The organism is Streptomyces pyxinicus (assembly GCF_024753135.1).
In the GTDB taxonomy this organism is placed as follows: Bacteria; Actinomycetota; Actinomycetes; order Streptomycetales; family Streptomycetaceae; genus Streptomyces; species Streptomyces pyxinicus.
Genome location: NZ_JANUGP010000012.1, coordinates 81,995 through 100,169 on the forward strand (window position 1 = coordinate 81,995; position 18,175 = coordinate 100,169).

At 73.6% G+C, this 18,175-nt stretch carries 14 protein-coding genes and 3 pseudogenes; 6 read left to right on the forward strand and 11 right to left on the reverse strand.

Features of this window, described 5'->3' with window-relative positions; genetic code table 11:
* Positions 1 to 17 precede the first annotated feature (17 nt).
* The 3 genes from NX794_RS17865 to NX794_RS17875 are packed head-to-tail and all read right to left on the reverse strand — an operon-like array spanning position 18 to position 2,192.
* The gene (locus tag NX794_RS17865) at positions 18 to 269 is read right to left on the reverse strand and encodes a phosphopantetheine-binding protein (RefSeq protein ID WP_258779548.1); all 252 of its coding nucleotides are present in this window, start codon (positions 267 to 269) and stop codon (positions 18 to 20) included.
* Positions 270 to 304: 35 nt separating this feature from the next.
* The gene (locus NX794_RS17870; RefSeq protein WP_258779549.1) at positions 305 to 1,240 is read right to left on the reverse strand and encodes an ACP S-malonyltransferase; all 936 of its coding nucleotides are present in this window, start codon (positions 1,238 to 1,240) and stop codon (positions 305 to 307) included.
* A 55-nt stretch (positions 1,241 to 1,295) separates the two neighbouring features.
* Positions 1,296 to 2,192 carry a proline iminopeptidase-family hydrolase gene (locus NX794_RS17875; RefSeq protein ID WP_428985921.1) on the reverse strand — a complete coding sequence of 299 codons (897 nt, stop codon included), beginning with the start codon at positions 2,190 to 2,192 and terminating at the stop codon, positions 1,296 to 1,298.
* Between the two features lie 329 nt (positions 2,193 to 2,521).
* On the opposite strand from NX794_RS17875, the gene NX794_RS17880 reads away from it, so the two are divergent.
* The 5 genes and pseudogenes from NX794_RS17880 to NX794_RS36075 form a co-directional block, all read left to right on the forward strand.
* Positions 2,522 to 3,754, forward strand: coding sequence for a cytochrome P450 (locus NX794_RS17880; protein ID WP_258779550.1), 1,233 nt, complete (start codon positions 2,522 to 2,524; stop codon positions 3,752 to 3,754).
* Between the two features lie 50 nt (positions 3,755 to 3,804).
* Positions 3,805 to 5,040, forward strand: a complete 1,236-nt coding sequence (locus tag NX794_RS17885; RefSeq protein ID WP_258779551.1) for a cytochrome P450 — start codon at positions 3,805 to 3,807, stop codon at positions 5,038 to 5,040.
* A gap of 26 nt (positions 5,041 to 5,066) precedes the next feature.
* Entirely contained in the window at positions 5,067 to 5,258 is a 192-nt protein-coding gene (locus tag NX794_RS17890; protein WP_258779552.1) for a ferredoxin, read from the forward strand.
* A 6-nt stretch (positions 5,259 to 5,264) separates the two neighbouring features.
* A pseudogene (locus NX794_RS36070) lies at positions 5,265 to 5,729 on the forward strand (methylmalonyl-CoA mutase family protein); the annotation flags it as partial.
* Between the two features lie 63 nt (positions 5,730 to 5,792).
* A pseudogene (locus NX794_RS36075) lies at positions 5,793 to 5,996 on the forward strand (methylmalonyl-CoA mutase family protein); the annotation flags it as partial.
* On the opposite strand, the gene NX794_RS17900 reads toward NX794_RS36075, so the two are convergent.
* The 7 genes and pseudogenes from NX794_RS17900 to NX794_RS17930 all read right to left on the reverse strand — a co-directional run bounded on the left by NX794_RS17900 (position 5,977) and on the right by NX794_RS17930 (position 13,696).
* A complete protein-coding gene (locus tag NX794_RS17900; RefSeq protein ID WP_258779553.1) occupies positions 5,977 to 6,354 on the reverse strand; it encodes a hypothetical protein in 378 nt (125 codons plus the stop codon). The pseudogene NX794_RS36075 and the gene NX794_RS17900 overlap by 20 nt on opposite strands.
* Before the next feature lie 305 nt (positions 6,355 to 6,659).
* Positions 6,660 to 7,505 carry an SDR family oxidoreductase gene (locus NX794_RS17905; RefSeq protein WP_258779554.1) on the reverse strand — a complete coding sequence of 282 codons (846 nt, stop codon included), beginning with the start codon at positions 7,503 to 7,505 and terminating at the stop codon, positions 6,660 to 6,662.
* Positions 7,502 to 8,257, reverse strand: a complete 756-nt coding sequence (locus NX794_RS17910) for a thioesterase II family protein (RefSeq protein WP_258779555.1) — start codon at positions 8,255 to 8,257, stop codon at positions 7,502 to 7,504. Before NX794_RS17910 ends, NX794_RS17905 begins: the two co-directional genes overlap by 4 nt.
* Positions 8,258 to 8,386: 129 nt before the next feature.
* Positions 8,387 to 9,031, reverse strand: coding sequence for a response regulator (locus NX794_RS17915; protein WP_258779556.1), 645 nt, complete (start codon positions 9,029 to 9,031; stop codon positions 8,387 to 8,389).
* Positions 8,995 to 10,293: pseudogene (locus NX794_RS17920) on the reverse strand (sensor histidine kinase). The gene NX794_RS17915 and the pseudogene NX794_RS17920 overlap by 37 nt, the downstream one beginning before the upstream one ends.
* Positions 10,294 to 10,379: 86 nt before the next feature.
* Positions 10,380 to 12,890, reverse strand: a complete 2,511-nt coding sequence (locus tag NX794_RS17925) for an FtsX-like permease family protein (RefSeq protein WP_258779557.1) — start codon at positions 12,888 to 12,890, stop codon at positions 10,380 to 10,382.
* Positions 12,890 to 13,696, reverse strand: coding sequence for an ABC transporter ATP-binding protein (locus NX794_RS17930; protein WP_258779558.1), 807 nt, complete (start codon positions 13,694 to 13,696; stop codon positions 12,890 to 12,892). Before NX794_RS17930 ends, NX794_RS17925 begins: the two co-directional genes overlap by 1 nt.
* 287 nt (positions 13,697 to 13,983) lie before the next feature.
* Here NX794_RS17930 and NX794_RS17935 point away from each other — a divergent pair, with 287 nt between their 5' ends.
* Entirely contained in the window at positions 13,984 to 14,238 is a 255-nt protein-coding gene (locus NX794_RS17935; protein ID WP_258779559.1) for a hypothetical protein, read from the forward strand.
* A 64-nt stretch (positions 14,239 to 14,302) separates the two neighbouring features.
* Here NX794_RS17935 and NX794_RS17940 read toward each other — a convergent pair whose 3' ends face one another.
* On the reverse strand, positions 14,303 to 18,172 hold the full coding sequence (locus tag NX794_RS17940) for a type I polyketide synthase (protein ID WP_258779560.1): 3,870 nt from the start codon (positions 18,170 to 18,172) through the stop codon (positions 14,303 to 14,305).
* Positions 18,173 to 18,175: the final 3 nt, after the last annotated feature.

An 18,175-nucleotide genomic window follows, 5' to 3' on the forward strand; every position in this document is an offset into this window, starting at 1 on the left:
CACGGTGGCCGCCCCGGTCAGCTCGCGGTGGTGTGCAGCATGCCCTGCACGGTGTCCCAGAGCACGCCGGCGGTGCGGAAGGTGTCCATGGTCAGCGCGCTGTCGCGGAAGCGGACCTGGTAGGCGTCCTCCAGCGTGCCGAGCAGCTGCACGGTGCCGAGCGAGTCGAGGCCGAGGTCCTTCAGGCCGTCCTCGGGCGTCAGCTGCTGCCGGGGCGCGAGGAACGGCAGGAAGGGGCGGACTGTCTCTTCGAACCGGTCGTCCCACATGAGGGTCTCCAAGGAATCGAGGGGGTCGGGCGGATTCAGGCGGCGCGCGTCCGGCGCCGGGGGGTCATCGCCAGCCGCGGCGGTGCGGCGACGACGTCGAAGGTGCGGGTGGTGCGGGGCACCCGGCCGAAGAGGCTGTCGGGTCCGGCCACGCACAGGCGGCGTACCCCGGCCTCCTTCAGGGCGGTGGTGACGCTCGGCCAGCTCATCGGGTGGTCGAAGCCGTCGAGCAGCATGGTGCGCACCTCCTGGCCGGTGCGCAGGACCCTGCCGTCCTGGTCGGCCACGACGGGCAGGCTCGGGTCGGCGAAGGTGTACCGGGAGACCACCTCGCGCTCGGCCTTCGCGCGCAGCGACCGGAACGCCGAGGCGTGCATGGGCGGCCGCATGGTGTACAGCGGCAGGCTGCCGATGCCGCGCAGCCGCTCCTCCATCCAGGTCACCCGGTGCTCGGACAGGGAGACCATCAGGAAGCCGTCGTCGATGTGGCAGGAGATCTCGTGCCACTCCCCCGCCTCGTCCAGGTCGGCGAGGATCGCGTCGAGTCCGTCGCGCGGGGCACGGACGAAGGACAGGGTGACGATGTCCCGGTGCTCCGTCGCGAAGTACTCCTCCAGGCAGCGCGCGATCTCGGCGGTCAGCCGGATGGCGTCGGGCAGTTCGAGGGCGCCGGTGTGAGCGAGGGCCGCCTTCTCGCCGAAGCTGGGTCCGGCGACGATGCCCGGTTCGATCCCGAGGTGGGCGCGGGCCCAGTGGGCGCAGGCGAGGCAGTTGACGAGGAAGGCGACCTGGGCGGCCTCGGAGTAGTCGCCGGGCGAGGTGCGGAAGGCGTCCACGAGCGAGTAGCCCAGCGCGTCGTCGGCGATGTCGACCAGGTCCCGGGCGAAGGGGCTGGCCACCATGAACCGGCCCACCTCGGCGAACGGGACGGGGCCCATGCCGGGGAAGACGAGAGCGGTGTCGTGTGCCATGGCGGGATACCCGCCCCCTTCCACAAGGTCCGGTTCCGCAAGGTCCGGTCGGACGTCACAGGCTGTTCAGGAAGCCGGTCAGCACCTCGCGGAACCGCTCGGGCTCCTCCAGGTGCGGCAGATGGCTGGAGTCCTCGAAGATCTCCCAGCGCGCGCCGGGGATCTTGTCGTGGTACGGCTGGACGACCGCCGGGGTGGCCTCGTCGTGCCGGCCGCTGATCACCAGGGTCGGGGCGGTGATCGTGTGCAGGCCGTCCACGACGGACCAGTCCTTGAGGGACCCGATGACGTGGAACTCGTTGGGTCCGTTCATCGCGTAGTAGACGGTCGGGTCGTTGTAGATCTCCATGAAGGAGGACAGGAAGTCGCGGGGCCACGGGTCCAGCCGGCAGACGTGGCGGTCGTAGAAGACCCGCATCGCGGCCAGGTAGTCCGGGCTGTCGTAGGTGCCGTCCGCCTCGTGCCGCCGCAGCGTCTCCTCCACCTCCGGCGGCAGTCCGGCGCGCAGCCGGGCCATCTCGCTCAGCCAGACCGGGTAGGAGGCGGGCGCGTCGGCGACGACCAGGCCGCGCAGTCCGGGCGGTGCCGTCATGGCGTGCCGGGCGCACAGCGGGCCGCCCCAGGACTGGCCGAACAGCACGTAGTCGTCGGCGATGCCCAACCGCTGGACCAGGTTGGCCAGTTCGTCCAGGAACAGCTCGACCGTCCAGAACCCGGCGTCCTTGTCGGGCAGATGGGTGGAGCCGCCGTTGCCGAGCTGGTCGTAGTGGACGACGGGCCAGCCGTCCTCGGCGAGGGCGGCCAGCGGCAGCAGGTAGTCGTGGGTGCTGCCGGGTCCGCCGTGCACGGCGACGACCGCCGGCCGTCCCGCGCCGAGTTCGCCGGTCACCCGGTACCAGGTCCGGTACTCCCGGAAGGGGACCGTACCCTTCGCGCTCGGATCCGGAGACACGGTGACCACCTCTGCTCGGCTGCGGGACGCGGCGGCCGGCGCGGAGGGCGCCGGCCGGGACCGGGAGAGCCGGGGCGGGGGGTCCGTGCCTCTGCCGTGGTCCGCTGCCGACGCTAATCGCCACCGGCTCGCCACCAGACCCCTAACCGCCCCTAGGCGATACCCCGGTGGGGTGGTAGGGGGTGCGGGGCCCGGGACCCGGACCCTAGGGGCGCCTAGGGGTTGGGCCCCCGGGCGGGGCTGCCTAGCGTGCGAGAGGCGGTCGGCGGCCCGTACCGGACCCGGTGCGACGCCGGCGCTTCCGTTCCCTCCCGTGCGAAGAGGACCTGATGACTGCACCAGCCGAACCGGCCGACGAGGCCGTGCCGCCGGAGTTCCCGATGCGGCGGGCCTGCCCGTTCAGCCCGCCGGCCGCCTACGCCGAGCTGCGCGAGAGCGAGCCGGTCGCCCCGGCCCGGCTGAAGGTGAACGGCAAGCGCACCTGGCTGGTCACCCGGCACGACCTGTACAAGAAGCTGCTGGGCGACGCGCGGGTCAGCGCCAACCTGAAGCTGCCCGGCTACCCGCTTCAGGTGCCGGTGCCCGAGGAGACGCTCCAGTCGGTGCCGCTCACCTTCCTGTCCATGGACCCGCCGGACCACACCGTGCAACGGCGCATGCTGGCACCGGAGTTCAGCGTGCGGCGGATGCGGGAGCTGCGCGAGCGGGTGCAGCAGATCGTGGACCAGCAGATCGACCAGCTGCTCGCCAAGGGCGCCGAGAGCCCCGTCGACCTGGTGACCTCCTTCGCGCTGCCCGTGCCGTCCTTCGTCATCTGCGAACTGCTCGGTGTCCCCTACGAGGACCACGGCCGGTTCGAGGAGTGGGCCTGGGCCATCATGAACCACGAGGTCAGCGACGAGGACCGGGGCCGCGCCCACTACGAGCTGGACCGGTACGTGGACGGCCTGGTCACCGCCAAGGAGAGCGCACCGGGCGATGACATGATCAGCCGGCTGATCGAGTTCAACCGGCACACGCCCGCCGTGGAGCACTCGGACATCGTCAGCATGTCCAAGCTGATGCTGGTCACCGGGCACGAGACCACCGCCAACATGATCGCGCTGGGCACGCTGGCCCTGCTGGAGCATCCCGAGCAGCTCGCCGCCCTCCGCGCGGAGCCGGAGCTGATGCCGAAGGCGGTGGAGGAGCTGCTGCGGTTCTTCTCCATCTCCGACGCGGGCACCGCCCGGGTCGCCCTGGAGGACATCGAGCTGGGGGATGTCACCATCCGGGCCGGCGAGGGCGTCCTGCCGCTGAACAACGCGGCCAACCACGACGAGCGGGTCTTCCCCGACCCCGACCGCCTCGACGTGCGCCGCGAGGCCCGCAGCCACCTCGCGTTCGGCTACGGCGTCCACCAGTGCATCGGCCAGAACCTGGCCCGCCTGGAGCTGGACGTCGTCTACACGACCCTCTTCCGGCGCCTCCCGACGCTGCGGCTCGCCACCCCGGTGGAGAAGCTGCGGTTCAAGGACGACGCCATCGTCTACGGCCTGTACGAGCTGCCCGTCACCTGGTGACGCCGTCTCCCTCCCCCCGCCATGTCACCGACACCGTCCGAAAGGCAGCCATGACCCAGTCCGCCGAAGCCGCGCCCGAGGCCGGGTCGCCGCTCCCGCAGTTCCCGATGCGGCGCACCTGCCCGTTCAGCGAGCCGCGCGAGTACGCCGCGCTGCGCGAGAGCGAGCCCGTCTCGCGGGCCGCGCTGAAGGTGAACGGCAAACCCACCTGGCTGGTCACCCGGCACGAGGACGTCCGGCGGGTGCTGGGCGACGGCCGGGTCAGCTCCAACCTCAAACTGCCCGGCTACCCGCACCAGTTCCACATCCCCGAGGAGATGCTGGCGCAGGTCCGGCTGATGCTGCTGAACATGGACCCGCCCGAGCACACCGCGCAACGCCGCATGCTCATCCCGGAGTTCACCGCCCGCCGGGTGCGGGAGCTGCGGCCGCGCATCCAGCAGATCGTGGACGAGCACATCGACGCGATGCTGGCGGCGGGCGGCCCGGTGGACCTGGTCACCGCGCTCGCACTGCCGGTGCCCTCGCTGGTGATCTGCGAGCTGCTCGGGGTGCCGTACGAGGACCACGCCCGGTTCGAGGAGTGGTCGGCGGCGCTGATGAACCACGACCTGAGCCCGGCGGAGTACGGGGCCGCCGTACAGGCGCTGGACGCGTACCTCGACAAGCTCGTCACCCTCAAGGAGAGCGAGCCCGGTGACGACCTCATCAGCCGCTTCCTGGAGAAGAACGCCGCCGAGCGGGTCGCCGACCACGTGGACGTGGTGACGATGGCCCGGCTGATGCTGGTCGGCGGCCACGAGACCACCGCCAACATGATCGCCCTCGGCGTGCTGGCGCTGCTGCGACACCCCTCGCAGCTGGCCGAGTTGCGGGCCGATCCGGCGCTGCTGCCCAACGCCGTCGAGGAGTTGCTGCGGGTCTTCTCGATCTCCGACTCCGGTACGGCGCGGGTGGCGCTGGAGGACGTGGAGGTCGGCGGGGTCACCATCCGGGCCGGCGAGGGCATCCTCGCGCTGAACAACGCGGCCGACCACGACGAGGCGGTGTTCCCCGACGCGGGCACGCTGGACATCCACCGCAAGGAGGCCCGCGGCCACCTCGCGTTCGGCTACGGCATCCACCAGTGCATCGGCGCCAACCTGGCCCGGGTGGAGCTGGAGACCGTCTACGGCACGCTGCTGCGCCGCATCCCCGGCCTGCGTCTCGCGGCCGACCCGGAGTCACTGCGTTTCAAGGACGACGCCATGGTCTACGGCGTCTACGAACTCCCCGTCACCTGGTGACGGCCGACCCGATCGGAGTACCCCTGATGCGTGTCATCACCGAACGCGACCGGTGCGTGGGGTCCGGCCAGTGCGCCATGCTCAGCCCCGAGGTGTTCGACCAGGACGACGAGGGCCTGGTCCTGGTGCTGCGGGAGGAGCCGGCCGAGGGCCTGCGCGAGGACCTTCTGCGGGCCGCCGACCTGTGCCCGTCGCGTGCCATCCGCGTCGACGGCTGACGGCCCGTGCCGGACGGGCTCCGCTCCCCCATCGCGTACGCCGGCCGCCGCCCTCCGACCCCGCTCGGGGACGCGGGCGGCGGCACGGCCGAGGAGTCCAACGCCCGGCTGCGCGGGCTGGTCGCGGAGGGTGTCACCGGGCTGTCCCTCCGCTTCGACCGGCCGACCCGGCTGGGGCAGGACTCGGACGCGCCGGCCGCCCGTGGTGAGATCGGCCGGGGCGGTGTGGCGGTCGACTCCCTGGACGACATGCGGGTGCTGTGCGCCGGCGTCCCGCTGGACGAGGTCGCGGTGTCGCTGACGGCCGACACCCCGGCGGCGCCCCTCCTGCTGCTGTACCAGCTGGTGGCGGAGGAGCGCGGCATCCGGCCCGGCCGGCTCACCGGCACCCTGCACCGGGACCTGCCCCGGCCCTCGTCCCGCCTCACCGCCGACCTCGCCGGGTACCGCGCGGCCGAACTCCCCCGCTGGACCGCCGACCCGCTCGTCACCCGCCCGCGTCCGGCCGAACCGTCCTGCCCGGCCGATCCCGCCGCCGAGGCCCGGCAGCTCGAACGCCTCGCCAAGCACCGCGCCTGGCGGGACGACGAACGCGTCGACGCCCACCTGACCGGCCTGCGCGCGGCGGCCGAGGGACCGGCCAACGTGCTGTACCCGATGAAGGAGGCCCTGGCCGCCGGGGCGACGCTGGGCGAGGTCTGCGCCGTACTGCGCCCGCTCACCGGAGGAGAGCGATGAGTCCCTGGTGGCGGTCGGTTCCGCCCCCGAGTGGCTCGCGGGCGTGTTTCGGCACGGCCCAGGACCGTGGGGACGGCGTGAGGGCGGGGTCGAGCAGGTCGGACGTGCCCGGGCCGGAGTTCTCGTCACCCTCGGCGAAGGCGGCCGCGGTGCGGAAGTCGGTCTCGACCGGACGCAGCTTCGCGATCAGGGGGGCGAGCGGGTAGGTACCGGTGAAGCGGGCCCCGGTGTCGGTGACGAGCAGGACCGCGAGCGGACGGTCGTCATCCATGGGCAGGCCGGGGTAGGTGTCGCCGCCCCCGTGCATGACCGGCGTCTCGGTCCCGGCGGGCGCGAAGCGGTCCGCGCCGGCCGGCATCAGCAGGTCGGTCCGGGTGCCGGTGTCCTCGCCGTGGCAGTCGTACAGGTAAACCTCCAGTGCCTCACCCCGGTGACGGAGCAGGGTGAGTCCCCGCGCGGCCCTGGGGGCGAGCAGCCGCAGGGGGGTCTTGCGCCGGTCGGCGCGGATCCCGGCCGCCGCTGACGGGTAGTGGGCGCGGCCATGCGTCGAAGCCGTCGCGCGCCATGGGTATCCGGGTCGCCAGCAGGAAGGAACGTGCGCCCGTCGACTGCCTCCTCGGGGCGACGGCAACCGGCCGGTCGCCTCGCGCGACAGCCCTCGCCCTACTCCCCCGGCCCGGGGCGGGGCCCCGTGAGGGACTGGGCGTGGGCGAGGAAGGCCGGGAGCCACTGTTCGTAGGAGAGGCCGGACAGGGAGGGGAGGGCCGCCTCCGCGTCCTTGCCGACCGCGGTGTGCAGCGGGGTGCCGGGGTCGGCGGCGGCGGCGAGGATCGCCTCGGCCACCTCGGCGCAGTCGGCGGCGCCCTCCGCCACCCGGGCGAGGAACCCGTCCAGCCAGGCGTGGTCGGCGTGGTAGGGCCCGGGGCCGGCGGGGGTCTCGTGGCGGAGGGCGGAGGCGAAGCTGCCCGGTTCGAGGCAGACCACGCGGATGCCGTAGGGCCGGACCTCGGCGTACAGGGCCTCGCTGAGGGCACCGAGGGCGGCCTTGCTGGCGGCGTAGAACCCGCCGTGCGGCACGGCGTAGGTGCGGCCGGCGAGGGAGGAGACGTTGACGATGACGCCGCCGCCCCGGGCGCGCATCCCGGGCAGCACGGCGCGGGCCAGGCGGGCCGGCCCCCAGAAGTTGGTCTCCAGCAGGGTACGCGCCAGGTCGGGCGGCATGGTCTCGACGGGGCCGGTGCGGTCGATCCCGGCGTTGTTGACCAGCACCTCGACGGGTCCGTGCGCCTCGGTCACCGCTTCGACGGCGGCGGTGACCGAGGTGTCGTCGGTGACGTCGAGGAGCGGGACGTCCAGGGTCAGGTGCTCGGCGCGGGCCCGGTCGAGCAGGTCGCGGGCGGTGCCGGGGGTGCGGACGCAGGCGTGCACCCGGTCGCCCCGGCGGGCGAACGCCAGCGCGGTCTCCAGGCCGATGCCGCTGCTGCACCCGGTGATCAGGACGGCGGTCACGGCCGTGCCGCCCGGTCGGCGAGGAGGGCGAGGATGTCCTTCTGGTGGGCGGTCAGGTAGAAGTGGCCGCCTTCGAACACGCGGAACTCGAAGGTTCCGTCGGTGTGCCGCGACCAGGCGCGCGCCTCGGCCACGGTGACCTTGGGGTCGGCGTCGCCGACCAGGCCGACGATCGGGCAGGTCACATTCGGGCCGGCTTCGTAGCGGTAGGTCTCGGCGATGCGGTAGTCGGCGCGGATCGCGGGCAGGGCCATGCGGATGAGTTCGACGTCGTCGAGGATCGCCGCGTCGGTACCGCTGAGCTGCCGCATCTCCTCCACGAGCCCGTCGTCGTCGCGCAGGTGCACGCTCTCGTCGCGCGGGCAGGAGGGGGCGCGGCGGGCGGAGGCGACCAGGGCGCGCGGGACGATGCCGTGCTCGTGTTCGAGGCGGCGGGCGATCTCGAAGCCGAGGCTCGCGCCCATGCTGTGGCCGAACAGGACGAGGGGGCGGTCCGTCCAGGGCAGCAGGACGTCGGTGATCCGCTCGGCGAGGTCGCCGATGCTGGTGGCGGGGGGCTCGCCGCGCCGGTCCTGGCGGCCGGGGTACTGCACACACAGCACGTCCACGGAGTCCGGCATGCTCGCGGAGACCGGGTGGTAGAAGGTCGCCGAGCCGCCGGCGTGGGGCAGGCACACCAGCCTGGCCGGCGCGTCCGGGCGGGGGTGGTAGCGGCGGAGCCACAGGCGGTCCTGCTCGGCGAGCGTGGTCATGGGGCGGGTGTGTCCTTCCTCGGCGTGGGCCGCCGGGCGGCGGCCTCGGCTCAGGGCGCGTGCCCCGGCAGTCTCACCCGCCCGCACCGGCCAGGAACACCCCTACCGACCCCGACAGCGTTGCGCGCCTCACGCGTTGAGGTAGGCGAGGACGGCGAGGACCCGGCGGTTGCTGTCGCTGTCGGGCGGCAGCATCAGCTTGGTGAAGATGTTGGAGATGTGCTTCGCGGCGGCGCCCTCGGTGACGGTGAGCCGCTGTGCGATCGCCGTGTTGGAGCAGCCCTCCGCCATCAGCTCCAGCACCTCGCGTTCGCGTGCGGTGAGCGCGGCCAGCGGTTCGTCCCGGGAGTGGCTGGTCATGAGCTGGGCGACGACGGCCGGGTCCATGGCGGTGCCGCCGGCCGCGACCCGCCGTACGGCGTCGATGAACTGCTCGTCGTCCAGCACGCTGTCTTTGAGCAGGTAGCCGATGCCGCCGGTGCCGTCGGCGAGCAGTTCGCGGGCGTACATCTGCTCGACGTGCTGGGACAGGACGAGGATGGGCAGGCCGGGCTGTTCCCGGCGGGCGCGCAGGGCGGCCTGCAGGCCCTCGGTGGTGAAGGTCGGGGGCAGTCGTACGTCGACCACGGCGACGTCGGGCCGGTGTGCGGTGATCGCGGCGGCGAGGTCGGTGCCGTTGTCGACGGCGGCGACCACCTCGAAGTCGTACGCCTCCAGGAGTTGGATGATCCCCTGCCTCAGGAGGAAGAGGTCTTCGGCGAGGACAACGCGCACGGCAGCTCCAGCTTCATCACGGTCGGACCGCCCGGAGGGCTGTCGATCTCCAGGGTCCCGTCAAAGGATGCCAGCCGGCGCCGGATGCCCGCGAGGCCGCTCCCGGCCGTCACGTCCGCGCCACCGCGGCCGTCGTCGCTCACCCGTGCGCGCAGGGTGTCCTCCGCGCGCCAGGCGACGATCTCGACGCGCTGGGCGTCGGCGTGTTTGAGGGCGTTGGCGAGGAGTTCGGACACGGCGAAGTACACGGCGGACTCGACCGGGTCGGGCAGTGGCCCGGGCAGGTCGGCCACCACCGTGACGTCGAGCGGACTGGCGAGGCCGAGGGCGCGCAGGGCGTCGCCGAGGCCGCGTTCGGCGAGGACCGGCGGGTGGATGCCGCGTACCAGGTCGCGCAGTTCGCGCAGGGCCTGCACGGAGGAGGTGCGGGCCTCGCGCAGCAGTCGGCGGGCCAGCTCCGGATCCTGGGCCATCTTGCGTTCGACGGCGCCGAGTTGCAGGCCGAGGCCGACCAGGCGGGCCTGCGCGCCGTCGTGCAGGTCGCGTTCGATACGGCGCAGTTCCGCCGCCTGGATGTCGAGGGCGCCGGACCGGGTCTCGGCCAACTGCTCGACACGCAGGGCGAGTCGGGAGCCGCGGGTCGGGCCGAGCAGGAAACGCACGAAGTAGGCGTAGCCCTTGAGGACGGGCGCTCCGAGGAACACCCAGCCGGTGAGGACGACGAGCGCGAGCAGGGCGGCGGCGAGGGCGGTGGGCCAGCTGTCGACGGTGACGGAGGCGTACCAGCGGCCGTGTCCGTCGGCGGCGAGGGGCCGCCACAGGCCGCAGGCCAGGAACAGGCCCTCCCCCGCTTAGTAGAGGAGTGCGGCCGGTACGAACCCCACCAGTCCGACGACGCAGTTGAGCAGCAGCCACAGCAGGTCCCGCCAGGTGGCGGGGTCGGCGAGGATCCACTTGCAGCGGCGCGTCCAGCCGACGATGTCCCGCTCGATCTCCTGCGGCTCGGGCCGGTAGGGCCGCTCCACCGGTACCCCGGAGCGGGTCGCCGCACGCCGGTTGAGGTCGCACAGCCAGCGTACGGACCGGGTCAGGTAGGGCAGGGCGAGGAAGCCGATGCCGATCAGGCACAGGACGATGAAGTAGCCGGTGGTGACGAACAGGACGATCGAGAGCAGGGCGCCGCCGGCGATCGCCACGCCGACCAGGGTGTCCAGGGCGGCCCGGCCGAGCCGGCCGCGCCAGGTGACCGGCACAGTCTTCATGCGCTCATGCTCCCATCCCCGGCGGCCGGTCGAGAGGGGGCCGCCCCCGCCCGGGGGAAGCGGGGACGGCCCGGTCAGGGGGAGGGTCACGCGGCCTGCACCGATTCGACGGCGGGCTCGCGCATCCCGCGCCAAGAGGGCAGCAGCGTGGCTCCGAAGACCAGCAGCAGCGATCCGCCGACGATGGCGAGGTAGATGCCGGCGGAGCCGTCCGGCAGGTAGGAGTCCGTCTTGACCAGGCTGTACGGCACGATGGTGGTCGCGGAGGCCAGGGTGCCGAGGACGGTGGCGACGATCGCGATCAGGACGCCCTCGACGGTCAGCATGCCCAGCACCTGGCGGCGGGTGGCCCCGGTGAGGCGTTGCAGCCCGAACTCGGCGCGCCGTTTGCGGGTGACCGACACCAGGGTGTTGACGACGGTGATCGCCGCGTACCCGACGATCATGGCGACGATGGTGTAGTTCGCGGAGGCGAGGATCTGCTGGATCTGGTTGTTCCGTCCGGCGAGCGAGGAGCTGACGTCCAGTTCGGTGCCGGGCACCCGGGCGGCCAGCGCGGCGAGCCGGTCGTGCACCCCGGCGCCGGCACCGGGTTCGGTGCGGACCAGGATCTGGTGCGGGAGCCCGTCACCGGTGTGCGGGGCGAGGGTCGCGGCGGGCAGGGTCAGGTACTCCTGCTTGGGGTTGTCCTGGTAGAGGGCGACGACGACGGGGTGTACGGCGGTGCCGTCGCCGAGGTGCATCGGCAGCCGGTCGCCGACTTTCACGCCGTACTCGCCGGCCTTCTTGTCGGACAGGGCCACGGTGTCGCCGCGCAGGGCGGTGAGGGAGCCGGCGACGGTGGGCAGGTCCAGGCTCTGGCGTACGCCGTCGGCGCTGACGCCGCGCAGGTCGACGTCGGCCGCGCCGTCCGGGCGGTCCACCAGGCCCCGGCTGGTGACGAGTTCGGAGGCGGCGCGCACCCCGTCGGTGGCGCGCACCCGGTCCACGACACCGGGGGCGAAGCCGCCCGTGGTGGAGTCGAGGACGTAGTCGGCGAGGATGTTGCGGTCGTAGGAGCTGCGGGAGACGTGGTCCTCGGTGGACTGCATGTACAGGGTGCCGGTGGCGATGCCGATGAGCAGCACGATGGGGGCGACGGCGCCGGCCATCCGGACGTTGGCGGTGGCGGCGTTGCGCAGCGCCAGGTAGCCGGACAGTCCCGACAGGGCGCGGACCGGCAGCCGCAGGATGGCGACCAGCACCTTGGTGATGCCGGGGGCGAGCAGGGCGAGGCCGATGCAGAACAGGACGGAGGCCGGTCCCGCGGTGCTGGCGAGGGTGGGTCCGTCCTGCATGACGGTGGCGGTGGTGACGGCCAGGCTGAGGCCGCCGACGAGGAAGACCAGCGCGGCCAGCAGCCGGGGCGTGCTGAACCAGCGGGTGCCCGCGGTGGACTCGGCGAGCGCGGCGACGGGTTCGGTGCGGGCGGCCCGCCGGCCGGCGAACCGGGTGGCGCCGGCCGCCGCGAGCACGGTGACGACGGCTCCGACAGCCATCGGGATCCAGCCGGCGTGGTAGACGACGGCCGAGGGCACCACACCGCTGGCGGTGAGGGCGCCGAACAGCAGTCGGCCGACGCCGTATCCGGGCAGCAGGGCGAGCGCCACGGAGGCCACCGACAGGAAGGCGGTCTCGGTGAGGATCATGCGGCGCAACTGGTGCGGGGTGGAGCCGACCGCGCGCAGCAGGGCCATCTCGCGGGCCCGCTGCTGGAGGGAGAGGCCGAGGGTGGAGGCGACGCCGAACATGACGATCAGGACGACGGCGGTGCCGAACACGGCGGCGAGGATCACGACGGTGCGCCGGCTGGAGAGGGTGCCGGGCAGTTCGGCCAGGCCCCGGCGCTCACCGGTGAGCACCTCGGCGCGGTCGCCGACGGCGGAGCGCACCGCGTCCGCGACGGCGGCGGTGCTCCTGCCCGGCGCGGGCAGCACGCCGATGGAGTCGATCCGGCCGCCGGCCAGGGTGCGGGCCTCGTCGTCGGTGAAGAAGACGGCGGCGTCGGGGTTGTGGTCGCCGCGCTGCTCGGCGATGCCGGCCACGGTGAACCGGCGGGTGGTGCCCTGGACGACGATGTCGACGGAGGACCCGGTCCGGGCCCCGGCGCGCCGGGCGAGGTCCGCGTCGAGGACGGCCTCGCCGCCGGCGGCGGGGGACGCACCGGCGGCGAGGGTATAGGGGGTGAGCCGGGAACCGGCCCAACCGTGGCCGTAGGACTCGGACTTGCCGGTCAGCGGCTTGCCGTCCTTGAGGACGGTGGCCGGGAACGACACGTCGGGTACGGCCGTGCGCACGCCGTCGGCCCTGGCCACCGTCACGACCAGCCCGGGGTCGATGCGGTGCCGTTCGGTCAGGGCGACGGAGTCGTAGCTCTGTTCACCGGTGACGACGACCGGGGCGCCGGACAGGCGCTGCGGGTCGGCCGCCATGCGGACGCCGGTCTCCATCAGGCCGCCGCAGCCGATGACGATGGCGGCGCCGAGGAACATGGCGAGGAAGGTCGCGACGAAGCTCGTCCTGCGGAACTTGAGGGTGCGCAGTGCCAGACGCCACATCAGTACCGTCCTCCCGAGGCCTGCGGCGCGCCCTGCGGCCGGTGGGTGTCGTCCTCCCAGGCGCCGAGCCGGGTCATCCGGGCGGCAGCGGCGTCCGGGGTGGGCCGGTGCAGTTCGCCGGCGAAGGCGCCGTCGGCGAGGAAGACCACGCGGTCGGCGTGGGAGGCGGCGACCGGGTCGTGGGTGACCATGACGAGGGTCTGGCGGGCGGTGTCGACGGACTCGCGGAGCAGTCCGAGCACGGACGCGGCGGTGCGGGTGTCGAGGGCGCCGGTGGGTTCGTCGGCGAAGACCACGGCGGGCCGGGTGACCAGGGCGCGGGCGATGGCGACACGCTGCTGCTGGCCGCCGGAGAGCTGGGACGGCAGGTGCCCGAGCCGTTCGCCCAGGCCGACGCGCTGGACGACGGTGCGGATCAGGGTCTTGTCGGGGCGCTGTCCGGCCAGTTGCAGCGGCAGCGTGATGTTCTGCAGGACCGTGAGGGCGGGCAGCAGGTTGAAGGACTGGAAGATGAAGCCGATCCGGTCGCGGCGCAGCTTGGTCAGCTGCGTGTCGTCGAGGCCGGCGAGGTCGGTGCCGCCGACGGTGACCGTGCCGGAGGTGGGCTGGACCAGTCCCGCGGCGCAGTGCAGGAAGGTGCTCTTGCCCGAACCGGACGGGCCCATCACGGCGGTGAAGGTGCCGTCCGCGAAGCTCATGGTGAGCCCGCGGAGCGCGGCCACCTGGCTGTCTCCCCGGCCATAGGTCTTCGACACGGCGTCCAGCCGCACCGCCTCCGCGTGGCGGAGGTCTCCTGAAGTGTGCACTCGGGCTCCCCTATGGGATATCGCGCTTCTCGCGCGCTGTCTGCCAACCAGATTAGAAACAGGACGGCCGCGGCACATTGGCATTCTCCGGCCGGTTCGAGGTAGAGGTTTCTCTACCTCGGTACGCCAGGTTCTGTCGGACATTCGTGAAGTTTCCGGGGTGCTCTCACCCCCTGGTCCGCATATTTCACCCACCTGTGAAAGGGCCGATTGCCACCCGTGTCCCGGGGCCCGCGCACGGGTACGGTCGAATCCGTCCGACGTATCCACGGAAGATGGGAAGTCCCATGGCCAGGAGGCCTGACCACGAACTGACCGCGCAGGTCCGGCCCGACGGATATCTGGAGCTGTTCAGCCGGCGCACCGGCCGGCTGCACCGTTGCGGACCACGCGGCACGACGATGTGGCTGGCGCTCCAGCGCAGCGACTGGCAGCCGGAATTGGCGGCGGATGAAATCGCCCTGCAATTAGGGGTCGATCCGGCCAGTATCCGTTGCGATATCCAGGCCTGGCTGGCGCATTTCCGTGCGGCCGGCGAGTGACGGAAAAGGCGGAACGCGGGCGGCCTTCCGGTCGCCCGCGCCCTCGCGTGTCCGGCCGCCGGTGTCAGCCGGCCGGGCCGGGGCCGAGTGCCGTCAGCCATGTCTCCACCGCCTCGGCGGTGGTTCCGGCGTGCTCCTCCAGGAGGGTGAAGTGGGTGCCGGGCACGTCGGCCGGCCGGTGCTCGGCGGGCCAGGTGGCGCGCCAGCCGTCGGCGCCGGGCGCGAAGGACTCGGTGGGCCGGACGAACAGCACCGGGGCGGTCAGGGCGCCGGGCGGGCAGTGCTGGATGAGGTCGCTGTAGCGGCTCATGGCGGCGAGCCGGGCGGCGCCGAAGCCGCCGAAGGCCGACTCGCGGTCCAGCATGCCGTCGAACATCCGCCGCCACAGGTCGTCCTTGCCGTCGTCCCCGGGCAGGTAGGTGTCCAGCAGCACCAGGCCGAGGGCCGGCCGGCCGGCTTTCTCCAGCAGTTCGGCGGCGGCGTGCGCGAACTGTCCGCCGGAGGAGTAGCCGACGAGCACGTACGGCTCGTCGTCCGGGCCGGCCCGGCGGATGCCCTCGACGACCGTCTCCACCACCGCCTCCACGGTGCGCGGCAGAGGCTCGCCGGGACCGAAGCCGGGCACGGCCAGCACCAGGACGTCCCGGCGGCCCTGGAAGTGCCGGGCGAAGCGGGCGTACTGGTGGGCGCCGCCGAGGGCCATCGGCGAGGGCAGGCAGACCAGCCTCGGCGCGGTGTCGCCGGCGGCGAGCCGTACCGGATCGGGGAGGTCACCGAACCCGGCGAGGGAGGAGAAGCCGGGGAGGATGTCGGCGACGGTGCGCAGCAGGTCGATGGCCCGGTCCAGCCTCCCGTCGGCCGCGGCGCGGCGCACCAGGGCGCCGACCGATTCCGGGTCCCGGCCCGCCTCGGCGGGGCCTGGTCCGCCGGCGCCGGGGTGGTCGCGCAGGGCGGCGGCGAGGGCGGCCGGGGTGGGGTGGTCGAAGACGGCGCCGGCCGGGACCGGTGTGCCCAGCGCGGCACCGAGGAGGTTCCGCAGCTCGGCGGCCGTGACGGAGTCCATGCCGATCTCCAGGAAGACGGCGTCCGGTTCGACGTCCTCCGGCCCGGCGTGTCCGAGGACGGCGGCGGTCTGGGCCCGGATCAACTCGGTCAGCAGGCTCTCGCGTGCGGCGGGCGTGGCACCGGTCAGCCGCTCGCGCGGGGGCTCGGCCTCCGCTGGGGTCGCGGGCGCGTCGAGGGGTCCGGCGGTGACGGCCACGTCGGCGTCGATCCAGTACCTGCGGTGCCGGAAGGCGTAGGTGGGCAGGTCGACGCGGGCGGTGCCGGGGTAGAGGGCGGCCCAGTCGGGGGTGAGGCCGTCGGTGTGCAGGCGGGCCAGGCCGGACAGCAGGTTCGCCGGCTCGCCGCCCTCGCGGCGGCCGAGGGCGACGAGGACGGCGCCGTCGTCCGGCACGCACTCGCGGGCGAGGCCGGTCAGGACGGCGTCCGGGCCGACCTCCACGAACCGGCCGACGCCCGAGGCGGAGAGCGCGGCGACGGCATCGGCGAACCGGACCGTCTCCCGCACGTGCCGTACCCAGTACCCGGGATCGCGCAGCTGCTCCTCGACGGCGGGGCGTCCGGTGAGCGTGGACACCAGCGGGATGCGCGGGGCGTGGTAGGTCAGCGTCTCGGCCACGGCCCGGAACTCGTGGAGCATGCCGTCCATGAGGGGCGAGTGGAAGGCGTGCGAGACGGTGAGCCGCTTCGTCCTGGCGAAGCCCTCGGCGGCGGCCAGCACCGCCGCCTCCTCGCCGGAGAGCACGACGGACGACGGCCCGTTGACGGCGGCCAGGCCGACCCGGTCGTCCAGCAGCGGCCGTACCTCGTCCTCGGTGGCCTGTACGGCGACCATGGCGCCGCCCTCGGGCAGGGCCTGCATGAGCCGGCCGCGTGCGGCGACCAGGGCGCAGGCGTCGTCCAGGTCGAGGACGCCGGACACGTGGGCGGCGGCGAGTTCGCCGACGGAGTGCCCGGCGAGGACGTCGGGCCGGACACCGAGGGACTCCAGCAGCCGGAACAGGGCCACCTCGTAGGCGAACAGGGCCGTCTGCGCGTACCGCGTGCGGTGCGGGGCCTCGGGGTCGTCGCCGGCGAGCAGCGCGGCCAGGCCGAGGCCGGTGCGGGCGTCGATCGCGTCGAAGGTCTCGGCGAACACCGGGTAGTGGGCGCGGAGTTCGAGGCCCATGCCGAGCCGCTGGGCGCCCTGGCCGGTGAAGAGGAACGCCGTGCGGGTCCTGGTCCTGGCCCGGCCGGTCACGGCCGCCGGTGCCGGGGTGCCGTCGGCGAGGGCGCGCAGTGCGGCCAGGAGCTGCTCGCGGCCGGTGCCGGTGACGGCCGCGCGGTGGTCGAACGCGGCGCGGCGGGTGCCGAGGGCGCGGGCGACGGCGGCCGGGTGCGGTGCGGGCCGGCCGGTGTCGGTGTCGGTGTCGGTGAGGAAGGCGTGCAGCCTCTCCGCCTGCGCGGGCAGGGCCTGCGCGGACCGGGCGGACAGGGGCCAGACGACGGCCGGGGCGTCGGCTTCGCCGGCCTCCGGGGTGTCGTCGGCGGGCGGTTCCTCGATGATGGTGTGGGCGTTGGTGCCGCTGATCCCGAACGAGGAGATCCCGGCCCGGCGCGGCCGGTCACCCCGGGGCCAGGGCCGCTCCTCGGTCAGCAGGCGCACCCGCCCGGCGTCCCAGTCGACCTTGGTGGACGGCTCGTCCGCGTGCAGCGTCCGGGGCAGCACCCCGTGCCGCATGGCCAGCACCATCTTGATGACACCGGCGACCCCGGCGGCGGCCTGCGTGTGCCCGAGGTTGGACTTCACCGAGCCGAGCCAGAGCGGGGTCTCCCGGTCCTGGCCGTAGGTGGCGAGCAGGGCCCCCGCCTCGATCGGGTCGCCCAGAGTGGTGCCCGTGCCGTGCGCCTCCACCGCGTCCACGTCGGAGGCCGACAGCCGGGACGCCGCCAACGCCTGGCGGATGACCCGCTGTTGGGAGGGTCCGTTGGGTGCGGTCAGGCCGTTGGAGGCGCCGTCCTGGTTGACGGCGGAGCCGCGGACGACGGCCAGTACCTCGTGGCCGTTGCGGCGGGCGTCGCTCAGCCGCTCCAGCACCAGCACACCGAGGCCCTCGGAGAACCCGGTGCCGGACGCGTCGTCGGCGAAGGAGCGGCAGCGTCCGTCCGAGGAGAGGGCGCCCTGCCGGCTGAACTCGACGTAGGTGCCCGGCGAGGCCATCACCGTCACTCCCCCGGCCAGCGCCAGGGTGCACTCCCCCTGCCGCAGCGCCTGGGCGGCCAGGTGCAGGGTGACCAGGGACGAGGAGCAGGCGGTGTCGACGCTGAGGGTCGGGCCCTCCAGGCCGAGGGTGTAGGCGACCCGGCCGGAGACGATGCTTCCGGAGCCGAAGCTGCCGAAGTAGTCGTGGTACATCACGCCCGCGAACACGCCGGTGCGGCTGCCGCGCAGCGACAGCGGGTCGATCCCGGCGTGCTCCAGCGCCTCCCAGGACCCTTCCAGCAGCAGCCGCTGCTGGGGGTCCATGACCAGGGCCTCGTGCGGGCTGATACCGAAGAAGGCGGCGTCGAAGTCGCCCGCGTCGTGCAGGAACCCGCCCTCCCGGGTGTACGAGCGGCCGGGCGTGCCCGGTTCCGGGTCGTACAGGTCCGGGTCCCAGCCGCGGTCGCCGGGGAAGCCGGTGATGCCGTCGCGGCCGTCGGCGACCAGCCGCCACAGGTCCTCCGGGGAGCGGACGCCGCCCGGGTAACGGCAGGCCATGCCCACGACGGCGACCGGTTCCCGGGCCGCGGCGGTGAGGGCGCGGTTGCGCTCCCGCAGGCGTTCGATCTCCTTCAGCGAGGCGCGTAGGGCCTCGACCATCCTGGTGTCGGGCTTGTCGGCCTCGGCCATGGT

Bases quoted from the DNA above. Each gene is read 5' to 3' on its own strand.
- NX794_RS17865 (WP_258779548.1), bottom strand. From the start codon at position 269: ATGTGGGACGACCGGTTCGAAGAGACAGTCCGCCCCTTCCTGCCGTTC.
- NX794_RS17870 (WP_258779549.1), bottom strand. From the start codon at position 1,240: ATGGCACACGACACCGCTCTCGTCTTCCCCGGCATGGGCCCCGTCCCG.
- NX794_RS17880 (WP_258779550.1), top strand. From the start codon at position 2,522: ATGACTGCACCAGCCGAACCGGCCGACGAGGCCGTGCCGCCGGAGTTC.
- NX794_RS17885 (WP_258779551.1), top strand. From the start codon at position 3,805: ATGACCCAGTCCGCCGAAGCCGCGCCCGAGGCCGGGTCGCCGCTCCCG.
- NX794_RS17890 (WP_258779552.1), top strand. From the start codon at position 5,067: ATGCGTGTCATCACCGAACGCGACCGGTGCGTGGGGTCCGGCCAGTGC.
- NX794_RS17900 (WP_258779553.1), bottom strand. From the start codon at position 6,354: ATGCCGGCCGGCGCGGACCGCTTCGCGCCCGCCGGGACCGAGACGCCG.
- NX794_RS17910 (WP_258779555.1), bottom strand. From the start codon at position 8,257: ATGACCACGCTCGCCGAGCAGGACCGCCTGTGGCTCCGCCGCTACCAC.
- NX794_RS17925 (WP_258779557.1), bottom strand. From the start codon at position 12,890: ATGTGGCGTCTGGCACTGCGCACCCTCAAGTTCCGCAGGACGAGCTTC.
- NX794_RS17935 (WP_258779559.1), top strand. From the start codon at position 13,984: ATGGCCAGGAGGCCTGACCACGAACTGACCGCGCAGGTCCGGCCCGAC.
- NX794_RS17940 (WP_258779560.1), bottom strand. From the start codon at position 18,172: ATGGCCGAGGCCGACAAGCCCGACACCAGGATGGTCGAGGCCCTACGC.